Below are 15,434 nucleotides of genomic sequence, written 5' to 3'. Positions count from 1 at the left end.
CCCATTCTCCCTTGACTCTCCACTCAGTGCCAGCCCTCCGCGGAGCCTACTCGATGCCTCGCACCTTGATCTCGCCGAACCTCAGGCCTCGTCGTCCAGCCTCTCCCAGGGGGTTGAGGCAACCTCGCAGCCTCAAGCTGGGCTGGAAGCTTGGTGTGGAGGGGCTCGAGGAGCGAATGCTGCTCGCCTCGACCCAGGTGCAGCTTGGCTCGTTACTGTTCTCGTCCGCGAACTTCAATATTCTCGGCACTCAGTACACGGCCACCGGCACGACTCAGGTCGGTTTTGCTCCCACCCAGGGTGAGGCCTTCACTCCGCTCGTCGAGATCGATGGATCCGTCTCGTTCGACACGGGCTCGGCCGACTCCACATTCGAGATCGCGGGCAGCACGATCCGCACCAAGCTCGACGCAGGCGATGTGTTGGTTCCCCTGTTCCAGGGCACTCGCAGCTTCAACGTCGGCGACCTCGTAGGGCCGGGGGTCTCGCTCGTCGGGGATGCTGTTTCGGTCGCCGGTGCTAGCCTGGCATTCGATGAGTTCCGCTTCAACAACCCGGGGTCGATCGACACGACGGATTCACGAGTCCAGCTCCAGGGAGCTCTGACGCTGCCGACATTCGTCGGCCTGACGATCGAGGTTGACGATTCGAATTACGTGAACGTCGCCCACTCCGGGATCAGCCTGACCGGCGTGTCCGCCACGCTCACCCAGACTTTTTCGATCGCCGGCCTGACGGTCTCGGCGCAGGGACTGTCGGTCTCATATTCCACATCGGGCACCGACGACGTCTTCTCGCTCTGGGGTAGCGCTGGGATCGCCAGCACCTCGGGCGACCTCTCACTCACTGCGGATTTCGGGCCGAGTTCCGCACCGGGCCTGACGATCGTCAACGGCAGCCTTGCCATTTTCGATGCCGCCGTGTCCGCCGGTGTCAGCGTGGGCGGCGCTACATTCGGTGCGCAGAATCTCGCGATCGCCTACACCCCATCTCAAGGAGCAGTGTCGTCCTATTTCGCAATCTCGGGCGGTCCCGTCTCCTTCGCCGCCGATGGCCTGAGCTTCTCGGCGACCTTACCCGGATCCGGTGTGCAGGTCTCCGGCGGGACGCTGCAAGACTTCGACCTGTCAATCACCGGCAACGCTAGCCTCGCCGGCGCGACGTTCGACGTCACCAACCTCGCCATCACTTACGCGGCCGCCGGACAGGTCTTCACGTTGACGGGTGGACCGGCCACCTTCACCGCGGACGGCCTGAGCTTCTCGGCCAGCTTCCCCGCCGCGGGAGTGGTCGTCACCAACGGCACGCTGAGTGACTTCGACTTCCAGCTGTCCGGCAACGCTAGCCTCGCCGGCGCGACCTTCGACGTCACTAACCTCGCCATCGATTACGCGGCCGCCGGCAAAGTCTATAAGTTGACGGGTGGACCGGTCACCTTCACCGCGGGGGGGTTGAGCCTGTCGGCGAGCTTCCCTGGGGCCGGTGTCGTCGTCTCGAATGGGAAGTTGCAGAATTTCGATCTGACGATTAACGGTTCGGCCAGTCTGGGTGGCCTGGCCTTCAGCATCGACAAACTGACGATGGCGTATACGGCCTCTCAGGGGGTTGGCGTACCCTCGCAGGTGGCGATCACGGGGGGGCCGGTCAGCTTCTCTGATACCGCGGGGCAGATCAGCTTCTCTGCCAGCTTCCCGGGCCAGGGCCTGGTCGTGCAAGGAGGGCAGCTCCAGGCGTTCAACCTCGACCTGAACGGGACGGCGGTCTTCGCCGGGCTGACCCTCAACATCAAGGATCTCGCATTCTCCTATCAGGACGCCGGGGCGAATTCGGTTTACAGCGTCTCCGGGGCCCTCTCGATCGCAGTGTCCGGCAGCAACATCTCCGCTAGCCTACAGGGGAATTACGACAACAACGGCACGTCCATCTCGGCAGGGTTGGTCATCGTGGGGGGGACTCTTGAGTACGTCAATATGACGCTCAACGGCAACCTCGACCTCTTCGGCCTCGCAATCGACTTCGACGCCTTGAACCTGGTTTATGTCAGCGAGCCGGGCAGCACGATCTATCAGATCACCGGCGGCATCACGGTCCCGGAGCTTTTCAATGCCAGCGTGATCCTTGGTCAGGGCGGCCAGGATGGCCTGACCATCGACAACGGCGTGGTCTCCATTGGCGCGTTCACGCTGGCCCTCAACGACGTCCAGCTGGGTGCGTTCACCATCGAGCAGCTCGATGTCAATTATGCCCCCAACGAGACCTTCAGCGTCGTTGTCTCGGTCCTCTTCCCCCAGGGATGGGCGATCGGCGGCAGCATTGCATTCGTCAATGGCAAGCTTGACGAGCTTTCGCTCTCGTACTCGGCGGCGACCGGCGAGGGAATCGAGATCGGCGACACGGGCCTGTTCCTGAATATGATGTCGGCGACGGTCCAGAATATCGACCAGCCGAACAACCTGATCGTGTCCGGGGCCATGGGGATCGACTTCGGTGGCGAGGTGTCGATCGCGGGGACGAGCGTCACTATCTTCAGCGCCGCAGGCTCGTTCAGCGTTGACAAGGACGGCCTGACACTGGACGCCGGCTTCGCGATCGGAGCTATCAGCCAGACCACCCCGCCGCCCATCACGACGACCCCCACGCTTCCGGAAGGCCTCTACGGAACGGGCAGCGGTCAGGTGACGCTCGACTGGGCGCAGGGGCTCTATCAGGTCACCGCGTCGTTCTCGATGTACGACGACGTCTTTCAACTGACGACGTCCTTCACGTTCCACGACCTCGGCGACGACCAGTTCGCGCTCAGCCTGAGCGCCCAGGCCGACGTGAGGGTGCCAGCCCACATCCCGTTCATCGGCGGCAAGGAACTCGGCCAGATCGACTTCCTGATGGACTACAACAGCAACAACGGCAATCCCACCGGGTTCGTCGCGGCCTGGGTTGAGCTGGACATCGTCCGCAAGTTCGATATCGGCATCGAGTACGAATTCAGCGATGCCTCCAAGACAGTGAAGGTGATCGGCACCAAGTCGGTGAACAACCTGAAAAACACCCCGGCACCTCCCCCTGCCAACCAGACGTATACGTTCACGACCACGTTCACGATCGGCGACGACCAACTCTCGGCAGGTGCCACCGACGTGACGGTGCAGTCCGACTGGGGCCAGAGCCTGATCTCCTCGAACCTGGTCGTGATGAACCCGGCCGGCATCGCGGTGGTTGCCCAGGCGGTCCCGGCGTTCAGCTCCGCCTCGACCGCCGCCCTCCACTTCGTCGCCTCGGCGAGCGACCCGACACAATCGCTGAAGCCCGGCACCTACACGATCGTCACCACCTTGGTCGCCGCGCCGGGCGAGTCGGTCAGCCAGCCAACGATCACGGCCACCTATCACAGGTTCCGCCCGCTGGTCGCCGTCAGCGGGGTCCAGCCCGGCCCGGCCCAGTCGGGCAACGCCACCATCAGCATCGGCTCTCAGGTCGACTCGGCCTTCGCCAGCCAGACGACGGTTAGCCTGTATTCCACGCCGGCGGCCCTCATGGGAAATGGGACGCTCATCGGCGGTCAGCCGGTGCTGGCTTACACCGGCCCGGCCATGACGGCGAACTGGAACCTGGACGGCCTTTATCCCATCCCCTACGTCGTTTATGCCAGGATCAACGACGGGTTCAATGTCCCGGTCTTCTCCGCGACATCCGCCTCGCTGACGCCAACGCCGATCCTGAGCGGGACGGTCTCGGATCCCAAAAACGGTAACGTCGGCATCTCCGGAATTCAGGTCTACATCGACGTCAACGGCAATGGTGTCTTCGATTCGACCGTCGACCCGTTCACGACCACCGGTCCGACCGGGTTTTATGCCTTCTTCTCGCCGCCAGTGACGACCGGCACTTTCAACGTCTACGTAACGGTCCCCCAGGGATTCCAGCTCGACGCCGCCTCGACGAACCCGGGCGTCTTCGTGAGCCAGGGCAACCCCGTCGACCTCGACTTCGCCATCGACGAACTGGCCAGCGTCTCCGGCATTGTCTTCGTGGATCTGAACAACGACGGTACGAACGACCCGTCCGATCCTGGCTTGCCCAACATCTCGGTTGTGCTGGATCTCAACAACAATGGCCAGTTTGACCCGGGCGAGCCGACCACAATCACCAACGCGACCGGCGGGTACATCTTCTATAACGTCCCGCTCAACACCAACTTCAGCGTGATCCCGACGATCCCGGCGACCTACTACCTGACCACGCAGGCGATGATTCCCTCGCCGATTGGCAACAACCCCTACCAGCATGACACCGGTTTGAACTTCGGGGTCCTGCCGTACGTCACGGTGAGCGGGACGATTACGGGCAACGGGCTGACGGATGCCGGCCTGAATATGGTGGAGACACCCCTCGCAGGGGTCACGGTCACGCTCAGCCAGAATGGGCAAGCCGTGGCCACCACGATCACCGATGCCTCGGGCAACTATTCGTTCAGCGGCCTGGCGCAGGGGCCCTACACGATCACCGAGGCCCCCGGCACCCAGTGGCAGCAGACGTCCCCTGTCGTGGCAACATTCTCCTTCCCTGGGACCACGAACCAGCTCTTCGGATCATCAGGATACCCCAGCGGTCTGGCAGCCGCCGACTTCAACAACGACGGGATCATCGACTTTGCCTCGGGCGTCCTGAGTTTCGAGCAAACCTACAACGTCAACGCGATCGACATTGTGCTCTCGAACGGGACTGGTTCGTACCAAACCTACCTGGATGCCGTGAACACGGCCGCCGGAAACACCCAGCTACTGGTGGCGGCCGATGTGCGGAGCCCCGGCACACCGGACATCGTCGTCATCAACGTTGACGGGTCGGTTGAGCTCCTGCAGAACGACGGCCTCGGAAATTTCACCGACAACCCGAACTACTGGCAGGGCCTCCCATCGAGCATCGTGTCCATGGCCAGCGCGTCGGGCCTTTTCGTCTCCGGCTCACAGTCGAACGGCGTCGCCTACGTCTACGAGAACATCTCTGGTGTCGGCGGCGGGATTGTCGTGCTGCTCCCCGGCGGAGGGGCCGCCCAGGTGCTGCAGGCCAACTTTGTCTTTCCGGCGGGCGGCGAGCAATTCGGCCTCGCCGTCGCCGACATGAACGGCGACACCTTCCCCGACATCGTCACCAGCGACCAGAACTCCCTCTACATCGCCTACGGTACAGCGACCGGCATGTTCGGCTCCGTGACATCTTACGCCGTCTTCACGTCGCAGAACCCCGGGGGCGGGCCCGTCGCGGTGGCCGACTTCAACGGCGACTCCATGCCCGACGTGGCCGTAGTCTCTGGCGTCGCTCCATTCCAGGTGATGATCCTCTCGCAGGGGGGCACTCAGAACTGGGCGGTCCAGGCGATCCTCGCACCGCTCAGCCTCACGAACCCGCAGGTCGTGACCAACCTGGTCGCGGCCGACTTCAACGGCGATTCGCTGCCCGATCTCGCGATCCTTCCCGTGAATCCCAACTCAGGCAACCCCTATCCGAACAATTTCGCCTATACGACTATCTACCTCAACGACCCCGGCTCGACCGGCGGATTCGACACGTCCTCCCCACCGACTGTCTTCACCGGCGCCGGGCCCGTGTCTTTGATCGCGACCGACCTGAATGGCGACGGCCTGCCGGATCTCCTCTACGGCGACGACAACGGTTCGAGTATCGGATCGATCGGCTACCTCCTGAACCAGTCCACGATCACCCCGCAGCCCATTTCGATCAATGTCGGCGGGGGCATCGTGAATTTGACAAGCCAGAATTTTAACAATGTCCAGCTGGGTCAGATCAACGGCACGACCTACGGCGACCCCAATCGCTCGGGGGTCCGGGACGCCGGAGAGGTCGGGAAGGCGGGCGTGACGGTCTACCTCGACCTCAACGGCAACGGCATCTTCGACCCCGGCGTCGATCGGTCCACGGTCACGACGGCGGGTGGCTATTACGCGTTCAGCGGCCTGCCAGACGGCACGTACACGGTCCGAGTCATCGCCGGCGACGGCCAGGCCCTAACCGGGCCGGCGGGGGGAGGGTATGCCGTGGCCGTCGCTGGTGCCAGCCAAATCACCGCCCGATCCTTCGGGATGGCCCCGACGCTGCTCGCGCCCATCGCCGATGTCCAGGTCGTCGCGGGCGTGGCCGTCGGCGTTGTCGCCAAGAAGTCTGCAACCGCGGGCAACTCGGTCCTGCGATATCGCCTGGCCCCGGGGGCGCCAGTGGGGGCCAGCATCGACCCCACCACGGGTGCCTTCACCTGGACCCCGACGCTCCTCCAGGGAGGCCGGAGCTATTCCGTCACCGTTTTGGTGTCAAACCCATTCCGGTCGACGATCCATGACTCGCGAACCTTCACTATCAGCGTCGCGTCAGTGTCCTCGCCCACGGCTTTCGTCTACGCGGTTTATCAGGTGATCTTCGGCACGACTCCCACCTCGCAAGTCGCGGAGACGCTGACCACCCGACTCGATTTCGGGGTGACTCGCCTGGACCTGGTCAGGGCCCTCTACGACTCGACTGAACACCTCGGCCTTCAAGTCGATCAGTTCTACACGTCGTACTTCAAGCGGGCCGCTCAGCCCGCCGAGCGTGACTTCTGGGTCACCAGCATGCGGGGAGGGCTGAGCACCACGGCTCTGGCGGCCAAGCTCCTCGGTTCGAATGAATATCGGGCCAGCCACACATCGCCGGACGCCTTCATCCGTGGCCTCTACCGGGACGTGCTCGGCACGAATCCCAGTCCGCGGGAGGTCAACGCTTGGATTCGACTGGCCGGAGGTCGGTTCAACTCGGAGGGCCTGGCTCGTACCTTCCTGAACTCTCGGATGGCCACCGCGCGGCTCGTTACGCGCACCTATCTAGGCGATCTCGGCCGGGCCCCATCCTCCGCTGAGGCCCGCCCCTGGATCCGGCGTCTCGTCGCCCGCCACGAGACGCCTGAGAGCTTCGTGGTGAAGGTCCTCGCATCCGACGAGTTCTATGCGAGGGCCTCCAGGGCCGCCGGGCTGGTGCCACGGGCCGTCGAGCCGATCCTCGCCCATCCCAGGGGCCCCCTCGGACGTCTCACACCGGCGATGCGTGCCCAGGCTATTCAGGGCTTGCGCGCGGCCCAAGTAACAACCGTCTCGATCCCGATGCGATCACTCAAGCCAATCACGGGCTGATTCGCTCGGGGCATTGACATGCTTCCCTCGGATAAACCAGACGGGAAACTCTGATCGGATGAGGCCTTACGCTTGCCCCCATTAGCCCGACGAGCCGACGCCGCACCCCGGCGGCGTCGAGCCTCTTCTTGTTCCGTAGGATCGCCGCCGCGCGATGTACCCTGCCGACCGCCACGCTCACCTCGGGCCACGCCGACTCGGTCGGCTCCAGGCCTCGGGTCAGGATCGCCCGCAGCCTCGTCAATTCCCTCGTGAGCCCCTTTTGGACGCGACCTCATCCAGGCTCGCGGCGAACTTCCCCAGACGGTCCCGCGATACCAGGTCCGACGCCGCCAGCGGCGACCGGCCATCGTCGGTCTGCGATGTGCGGATCGCGGCGCAGTAGCCCCGGATCGCCGTCGCCTCGTCGTCCTCGTGGCCTCCTCGGGCCGGAGGGCCTCGCCGAGCAGCCTGGCCAGATCGGCCCGGCAGGAGGAGAGCAGGCTCCTGGCCAGGAGGACCTCGCCGGAGAGGATGCCCCAAGAGCACCTCATGGCCGACTTCGGGCTGGAGGCCGTCGACGGCCAGGATCACCCGACCGGCCTCGGCTGTGACGCGATGGAGTCGGGACGGGTCAGAGAGCAAGAGGGCGAGCAGCTCATGGTAGCGGTCCAGCAGGCTGGCGACGCTCCGGACGCAGATGGACACGCCACGGCTGTTCAGCTGGGCATGGATCTCGGGCACGCTGCGATGCTCGGCGTGCCGTAGGCGGCCAATCGCGGCGATGACATCGAGGCAGAACTCGAGCCACGGCAAGGCGAGCCCCCCCGAGTTCGGAGCGAAACGTCGTGACTCGGGCTCTCGGCATTGCGGCAGCGTCGGACCTGGAAGGCGAGTCGAATCAATCCGTCGAGGGTGGCCAGGGTCCGATGGCTCTTGCAGGCGGCCGAGAGGGGCCGGTCGCATTCGGGACAGGCCCGGGTCACGGCCTGCAGCTCGATCTCCCGGATCGGCATAAGTCGGGCGGTGCGTCGTGAAATCGTTGAGTCCCCGGGTGCTTCCACACCAGGATCACTGATGGCCATCCGTCGATCAAGCCGGCTCGACTGCCCTAGAAAATATCTGATCGAGACCGCCTACCGCACCGGCGAGTCGTCGGCTCTGGCGGTCTGGCGCACCGACCAAGCCGGGCCGTACCAGACGGTCCCGTACGCTGGCCAGTCGTGGCGGCCCGAGGGCGAGCCGGCGCGACTGCCGCACGAATACCTCCGCGCGGGGACTCTCAAGGCGTTGACCCTGCTCCATCCGGGCGATGGCCGCGTCCGCTTTCGGGGCGTCCGGTGGTGCCCCAACGCGGTGCCTCGCCCTTGGCTCAAGCGGGAACTGAGCGAGGTCCTTGCCGGCGTGCCCGATCCGCCCGAGGAGACCGGATCAGGTGGGCGAGGGGCCTGGGAACGCTGGCAGCAAGGCCTCTCGATCCGGCCGATCTTGCTGGTGAAACCGCTGCCGCTATGGATGCTCCCGGCCTGAACAACCCGGCTGGGCACAAGACGCCGGAGCTGGTTTGCTGGCTGTTCGCCCACGGGGTCATGCCGCTGGACACGCAGGTGGGCGGGTCGTGGCTGAACTTGGCCGAAAGCCTGCTATGGATCCTCAAGCGTCGGACCCTGGACGGCCAGCACTCGAGGAGACCGTCAGACGATTTTCTCCATAAGGATTCGTTTGGCGGCCGCGAAATCTTTGCCCCGGAACGCCTCGAGGATGGCGCGGTGCTCCTCGTAAATTTCCATCGCATCTTCGACCCGACGACGCTGGGTACGACGGAAGTGCGAGCGGATGCGGCCGACCAAGGTTTCCCAGATCAGAACCAGATCAGGTTGGCCTGCTCGCTCCAGAAGAGCACGGTGAAATGCGATGTCGGCTTCGGCGATGTCGTGGTAATCGCCGCGTTCACAGGCGCTTCGCATGCGACCGAGGATCTCTTCCCAAAGGACGTAATCGCCGATTTCCAACTCGGCGAAGACGAGCTGCAACGCGTAAATCTCGACGGTCCGCCGGATCGGGACGATGAAGTTGCGAAGTTCGCGCGGAGCCTCGGGGGCAACGACCGCCCCCCGATTCGGGCGGTTGATCAGCAAACCCTGGAATGAAAGGCTCTGGACGGCCTCCCTGACAAGGCCCCGCCCTACCCCGAACCGCTTTGAAACCTGCGCCTCGGTCAGACGCGAGCCAACCTCGAGACGACCCGTGAGAATATCCTCCTTCAACTGTTGCGTGATGCGACTGGCTCCCGAGGAACCGGCCGCTGCATCGACCGCCGCCATTCGGTTGTCTCCCTCGGGGACTGAGGCCGCTAGAATTGTAGGTTGCATGCTCATAACTGAATTGTTTCACGCTTCAGCGATCGCGAGCCGTACGCATCCGGTTGCGTGGATATCACGAGCGCATGCCGCCGAGATCTCCGAGTAAATTAGAATTGTCGAATCTAGGGGAACGACTGGACGCATGACGAATCCTGCCCGGGAGGGCACCGCGGCGAAATCGCAGAATGAACGTGAGGTTAGGGGTTCGGCCTCTGAAGTGATGGCCGATTGTATTCAATCGGCCATTAATTGTCTGCAATATTATGGTGGATAAATCGATTCGATCGGATTCCTGCCTGTCTGCGAAAGGCTGTCCGGGAACTCTCTGACGTTTTCTCGAATCGTTGAACGGATTCGTCTTTCCGGGATTCAGACTCGATCGCGCCTGTGTGATATTTATTGAGCATATCTTGATCATCGCCCCGCTCGACTCCGGGCGCCCTCGCCGTCGGGGCGAGAGCGCCCCAGCCATGCGAACATCCGCTCCACCACCCAGCGTTTCGCTAGAGGCACCAATCCCGCCGAACCGGCCGGGCGTTTGACCTCCTCGACCCGATAGACGACCTTCGACCGCCTCGGCCAGCCATCCAGCGAGTTGTCGCGATACTTGCTGTCGGCGCGTACGACCTCCGGACGCGACCGATGCTCGGGCGTCACCCGGCGCAGCACCCGGGGCGCCGCCGTCCCGTCGTCGGCAGACGCCGCCGTGACCAGCACGGCGAGCAGCAACCCTAGGCTGTCCACGATGAGATGACGCTTGCGGCCCGAGAGCTTCTTGCCGCCGACCTATTGCCCCTCAGGCGGCTAACTTCTTGTCGGATGGCGTCCGTTTCCGATACTTTCCGGCGATGAGACCCACCGGAACATCGACCGAACTCGAAGCCCGCCGACGTCTCGCCGTGCAGCGGGTCGCCGAGGGCTGGAAGCAGCAGGATGTCGCCGCTTTTCTCGGCGTCTCGACCCGGGCCGTCGGCGGGTGGGTGGCCGCCCACCGCGAGGCCGGCGAGGAGGGCCTCAAGGCGACGCCCCACCCCGGGCCGGCCCCCAAGCTCACCCGCCGCAGGGAGCAATCCGTCCTGTCCTGGCTGGCCAGGAGCCCGCAAGCCTTCGGCGACAAGGCCGACCTCTGGACCACCAGGCGACTGGCCGAGGTCATCGCCAGGAAGTACGGCGTCCGCTTCAACTCCAACGACCTGGCCGGCTGGCTCACCCGGCGAGGCTCCTCGCCGCCGAAGCCCGAGGTCCGGGCGGTGGAGCGGGACAACCCGGCCATCGCCCGCTGGGCCGCCGAGGACTGGCCCCGGATCGAAAAAAAGCGAGGGACGAGGGGTCCCACGTCGTCCTGATCGACGAGAGCGGCTTCTTCCTCAACCCGGCGGTCCGCCGCACCTGGGCCCCCAAGGGGCAGACTCCGGTGCTGACCGGGTGCGGGCGACATCGCCAGAAGGTCTCGACGATCGCCGCCATCAGCGTCGCGCCGGGGCGGCGCCGGCTCGGGCTGTGCTGGAAGACCGATCCCAAGGGCTACATCGACGCCGAGGCGGTGGTTTCCTTCCTCCGGGGCCTGCTGCGGCACCTGAAGGGCCGGGTGATCGTGGTCTGGGACGGGGGGAGCAACCACAAGGGGCCGGCGATCCGAGCCTTGCTGGGGCGCTACCCCCGGCTGACGCTGGAGCACCTGCCCGGCTACGCCCCGGATCTCAACCCGGTGGAGATGATCTGGGGCCACCTGAAGCACGGGCGGATGGCCAACTTCGTGCCCGAGGATGTCCTCCACCTGGAGCGGGTGGTCCGGGAGAATCTGCGGGGTGTCAGGGGCAATCCGGGGCTGATTCGGTCGCTCTGGAACGGGTCGGATCTCCCCTTTCCGAACCGGAATTTAACCATCTGAAGGTCAATAAACACGGGAACCGCCGACCTCGATCCCCTTGACCGCCTGGCAGCCGATGGCGGCGGCGCGGGGTCGTGCCGGGCGGCGACCCGAACGTCGCGGCGAATCCATGCCCATGATCCGCTGCAAGGTGACGTCTCTCGCCAGCGCTTGAAGTGGTCGCAGACGGTGCTCTTGTGCAGCAGGTCGAGTGGCGGCATGCCCCACAGACAGCCCGAGTGGGTCACGTAGAAGATCGCGTTGAGGACCGCGCATCTCGACCCGCCGCGGCCGTCCCACCCGGTGGACCGGGATGATCGGATCGATGATGGCGCACTGTTCGTCGGTGAGATCGGATGGGTAGGGCTTACGCATCGGGTTATCTCCCGTTGATGGTCGGTCGAGCGTACGCCGTTTTCCATCATCAGTTTAAGGCAAAGCTCAATTGCCGGATTGCTTCTGGCTCGCCTGCTGCCGACCGAATTCTCCTCACCGGCACGAAGAGCCTGGCTTGGCTGGCATGTTTTGAGCTTTGGTAAGGTTTCCGGAAGCGACCCGGATTCCTGTCGCCACATGATCGATGATTGTCTACAATCCATCTTAGGCCCGCCGCTACTCCGGCCAGCAATCCCTCCCGCAGTCGTGATCAACTCCCGCCTTCCCCCTCCGGGCGTCCGAGCGAGCTTCATCATGCTCCACGATCGGTGCAGAATCGTGTGCTTGACTGCGACCTTTGTCGCTTCGCTCCAGGTCAGCCTGCTTGCCCAGGCGGCCGCGGACTCCGAATCCTTCGAGAAAGAGATTCGCCCTCTCCTGCTCGAGAACTGCGCGAAGTGCCACGGCGCCGACAAGCAGCAAGGGGGGCTGCGGCTTGATACACGGCAAGCGTTTATGAATGGCGGAGACTCTGGCCCGGCGGTAATCGGAGGCCAGCCGGACGAGAGTCTCCTCCTCGAGGCGGTTCGGCACGAAGGCGACCTCAAGATGCCGCCGGGCCGAAAGCTTTCAGCCGAGCAAATCGCCTCGCTGGAACGATGGGTCGCGGCCGGTGCGAAATGGCCCGCAGATCTGACGCCCGTCGTCGATCGACGTAAGGATGCATGGGCTGCGCACTGGGCGTTCCAACCGATCACCGATCCGCCAATCCCCCGCCCCAAGGATACAGGATGGTGCCGCACCCCGGTGGATGCGTTTGTCAAGGCGACCCTCGAAGCGAAAGGCCTCGCGCCCTCGCCTCTGGCCGATCGGTATCGCCAGATCCGGCGGCTGACCTATGACCTGACCGGCTTGCCTCCAACGCCCGAAGCGGCCACTGCGTTTCTCGAGGATCAATCCCCCGACGCCTATGAAAAGCTGGTCGATCGCCTGCTGGCGTCCGAGCAATACGGTGAGCAATGGGCCAGACACTGGCTGGACGTGGCCCGTTATGCAGACACAAAAGGCTATGTTTACGGGCGAGAAGAGCGGTTCCTCGTGCAGGCCCCGGCCTACCGAGATTGGGTCGTCAAGGCATTCAACGAAGACCTGCCTTATGACCAGTTCCTCCTCAATCAGATCGCCGCGGACCTGGTCGTACCCGAAGACCGAACGGCCCTGGCGGCGATGGGGTTCCTGACCGTTGGTCGTCGATTCCTGGGCATCACACCGGATATTATCGATGACCGAATCGACGTCCTCTCCCGCGGAACGATGGGCTTGACCGTCGCCTGCGCCCGCTGCCACGACCACAAGTATGACCCGATCCCGACTGCCGACTATTATTCACTCTACGGGGTGTTTCAGAACTGCACCGAACGTCTGGTCCAGATCAACGAACCCGAGTCGCGTGATCCCGCCTACGTAGCCTTCGAGAAGGAACTTTCGACCCGTCTCGAAAACCTAAAGAAGGGCATGGAAGCGAGTCGGACCGAGGCCATGAAGCGGGTCAGAGAGCGTGTCGCGGCCTACCTTCTCGTGCAAAAGGACCTTTCGAAGGTACCCCAGGAAGGCTTCGATACGGTCCTCGGAAAAGATGATCTGAATCCTGCGTTCGTGCGTCGATTCACGGCCTATCTCTCCAACGCAGCGAATTCCGACGACCGTATTTTCCGACCCTGGCGCATATTTGCGAGATTGACGGATGCCGACTTCGCCGCGCAAGCAATAATCGAATCCGGTAACATAAATAAACCTGGATTGCTCCCTCTGAATCGGAAGATCGCCGAGGCGTTTGCGACCCCTCCCAGCTCGATCGGTGAGGTTGCCGAGCGCTATGGCAAGGTCTTTACCGAGATCGATCGACTTTGGCAAGAGGTACAGAAGCCTTCCGGTGCAGCCGGGGCGACGCCTCCCAAGTTCCTGGAAGATCCCGAGGCCGAGGCGCTCAGACAAGTCCTGTATTCGGATCGAGGCCCGTGCTCGATGCCTGATGAGCCCATCGTGACAACCGAGTGGTTCTTCGATTCGACCACCGTCGTTCAGATGTGGAAACTTCAGGGCGAGGTCGATCGGTGGCTGATTCAGTCGCCGAGATCCCCGGCTCATGCTGTCGCAGTCGTCGATCGCGAAGAGCTTCAGGAGCCCCGCATCTTCAAGCGAGGAAGTTCGGCGAATCGAGGCGATGAGGTCCCCCGGAGGTTCCTCCAGGTCGTCGCGGGGCAGGATCGCAAGCCATTCTCGCAAGGCAGTGGCCGCTTGGAACTGGCCCGAGTGATCGTCGCCCCGACTAACCCTCTGACGGCTCGGGTCTGGGTCAACCGGATCTGGATGCACCACTTCGGTGCAGGGCTCGTCCGCACGCCGAGCGACTTCGGCATCCGGGCCGAGGCGCCAAGCCATCCAGAATTACTCGACTGGTTGGCTCGTCAGCTCGTCAGTAATGGCTGGAGCACCAAGAGCATTCATCGACTGATCCTGCTCTCTTCCGCGTACCAGCAGCGGTCCGACGAGCCTGCGGACGCGGCAGCTCGTGAGCTCACTCAGAGCGTCGACCCCGAGAATCGACTTCTCTGGCGGATGAATCCGCATCGACTGACATTCGAGGAAGCACGCGACACGCTTCTCTCCGTAACCGGGGAACTCGACTCTCGCCTCGGCGGCCGCTCCTCGGAATTATTTCCCGTCGGCTCATCGAACGTCCGTCGATCGCTTTATGGCCTGGTTGACCGGCAATTCTTGCCGAGCATCCTCCGCGTCTTCGACTTCGCCAACCCCGACCTCCACACGCCGATCCGTAGCGAGACGACAGTCCCACAGCAGGCCCTCTTTGCGATGAACCATCCCTTCATCGCAGATCGGGCCAAGGCCCTGGCGGATAAACTGACGATCAACGATCCCGAAGCGTCGATTCGATCACTCTACAAGTCGACCTATCAGCGCGAACCGACTGAGGTGGAACTGGCAGACTGTCGGCAATTCATCTCCACACCCGTCGAAGAGGCGAGTCCGGTCGTCTCACCGGAGACCCTTGCCTGGCAGTACGGCTACGCCGAGGTCGATCCCACGACGGGACCTTCCCGCGACTTCGTTCACCTGCCACACTTCAATGGGACAGCTTGGGGAGGAGGCCCACAGTGGCCCGACTCCAAACTGGGCTGGGCTCGGATCAACGCACAAGGTGGCCATCCCGGCGACGATCTCAAGCACGCCATCGTCCGGCGATGGACGGCGACGAAGGCATCCAACGTCGCGATTGGCTCAACGCTGGTGCATGCCGAGGCCGCCGGTGATGGCGTCAGAGGCTGGGTCGTTTCCAGTCGTCATGGTGTTCTCAAGTCGGCGCCGGTCCACAATAGTCGCGTGGAATTTAACATTGATCGTGTGGCCGTCGAGGTCGGAGACACGATTGACTTCGGCGTCGACTACCGCGGCGGTCTGAACAGTGATCAGCATACCTGGGTCGCGACGATTCGCGAATTGAGCGACTCCGCCATTGCGTCAAGCTGGAATTCGGCTCGCGATTTCGCTGGCCCCTCATCTCGCCAATTGAATCCCTGGGAGCAACTGGCCCAGGTGCTTCTGATGGCGAACGAATTGATGTTCGTCGACTGACCTTAAGGGGAGCGAGCC

8 protein-coding genes and 1 pseudogene are annotated in these 15,434 nt (G+C 63.6%); 5 read left to right on the top strand and 4 right to left on the bottom strand.

Annotation, left to right across the window (positions count from 1 at the left end; all coding sequences use genetic code 11):
- Positions 1-53: 53 nt before the first annotated feature.
- Complete coding sequence (locus tag EP7_RS09810; RefSeq protein ID WP_463527680.1) at positions 54-7,175, top strand: SdrD B-like domain-containing protein; 7,122 nt, start codon at positions 54-56, stop codon at positions 7,173-7,175.
- 240 nt (positions 7,176-7,415) lie between these two features.
- Here EP7_RS09810 and EP7_RS09805 read toward each other — a convergent pair whose 3' ends face one another.
- Positions 7,416-7,970 carry a hypothetical protein gene (locus tag EP7_RS09805; RefSeq protein ID WP_463527679.1) on the bottom strand — a complete coding sequence of 185 codons (555 nt, stop codon included), beginning with the start codon at positions 7,968-7,970 and terminating at the stop codon, positions 7,416-7,418.
- Positions 7,971-8,231: 261 nt separating this feature from the next.
- On the opposite strand from EP7_RS09805, the gene EP7_RS09800 reads away from it, so the two are divergent.
- Positions 8,232-8,684 (top strand): hypothetical protein, encoded by a 453-nt coding sequence (locus EP7_RS09800; protein WP_463527678.1) that lies wholly within the window; start codon positions 8,232-8,234, stop codon positions 8,682-8,684.
- A gap of 164 nt (positions 8,685-8,848) precedes the next feature.
- On the opposite strand, the gene EP7_RS09795 is transcribed toward EP7_RS09800, so the two are convergent.
- Complete coding sequence (locus EP7_RS09795; protein ID WP_463527676.1) at positions 8,849-9,478, bottom strand: GntR family transcriptional regulator; 630 nt, start codon at positions 9,476-9,478, stop codon at positions 8,849-8,851.
- 453 nt (positions 9,479-9,931) lie between these two features.
- A pseudogene (locus EP7_RS09790) lies at positions 9,932-10,297 on the bottom strand (transposase); the annotation flags it as partial.
- Between the two features lie 68 nt (positions 10,298-10,365).
- Here EP7_RS09790 and EP7_RS09785 point away from each other — a divergent pair.
- Both EP7_RS09785 and EP7_RS09780 read left to right on the top strand, forming a co-directional pair.
- Positions 10,366-10,863: a helix-turn-helix domain-containing protein gene (locus EP7_RS09785; RefSeq protein WP_463527675.1), complete on the top strand. Its 498-nt coding sequence runs from the start codon at positions 10,366-10,368 to the stop codon at positions 10,861-10,863.
- Complete coding sequence (locus EP7_RS09780) at positions 10,797-11,408, top strand: IS630 family transposase (protein ID WP_463528397.1); 612 nt, start codon at positions 10,797-10,799, stop codon at positions 11,406-11,408. The genes EP7_RS09785 and EP7_RS09780 overlap by 67 nt, the downstream gene beginning before the upstream one ends.
- 3 nt (positions 11,409-11,411) lie before the next feature.
- On the opposite strand, the gene EP7_RS09775 is transcribed toward EP7_RS09780, so the two are convergent.
- On the bottom strand, positions 11,412-11,762 hold the full coding sequence (locus EP7_RS09775; RefSeq protein ID WP_463527674.1) for a transposase: 351 nt from the start codon (positions 11,760-11,762) through the stop codon (positions 11,412-11,414).
- A 315-nt stretch (positions 11,763-12,077) separates the two neighbouring features.
- Here EP7_RS09775 and EP7_RS09770 point away from each other — a divergent pair, with 315 nt between their 5' ends.
- Positions 12,078-15,416: a PSD1 and planctomycete cytochrome C domain-containing protein gene (locus EP7_RS09770; RefSeq protein ID WP_463527672.1), complete on the top strand. Its 3,339-nt coding sequence runs from the start codon at positions 12,078-12,080 to the stop codon at positions 15,414-15,416.
- The last annotated feature ends 18 nt before the right edge of the window (positions 15,417-15,434 follow it).

The sequence above is a fragment of the Isosphaeraceae bacterium EP7 genome (genome assembly GCA_038400315.1).
In the GTDB taxonomy this organism is placed as follows: Bacteria; Planctomycetota; Planctomycetia; order Isosphaerales; family Isosphaeraceae; genus EP7.
This window is presented reverse-complemented; position numbering and strand designations above follow the sequence as displayed.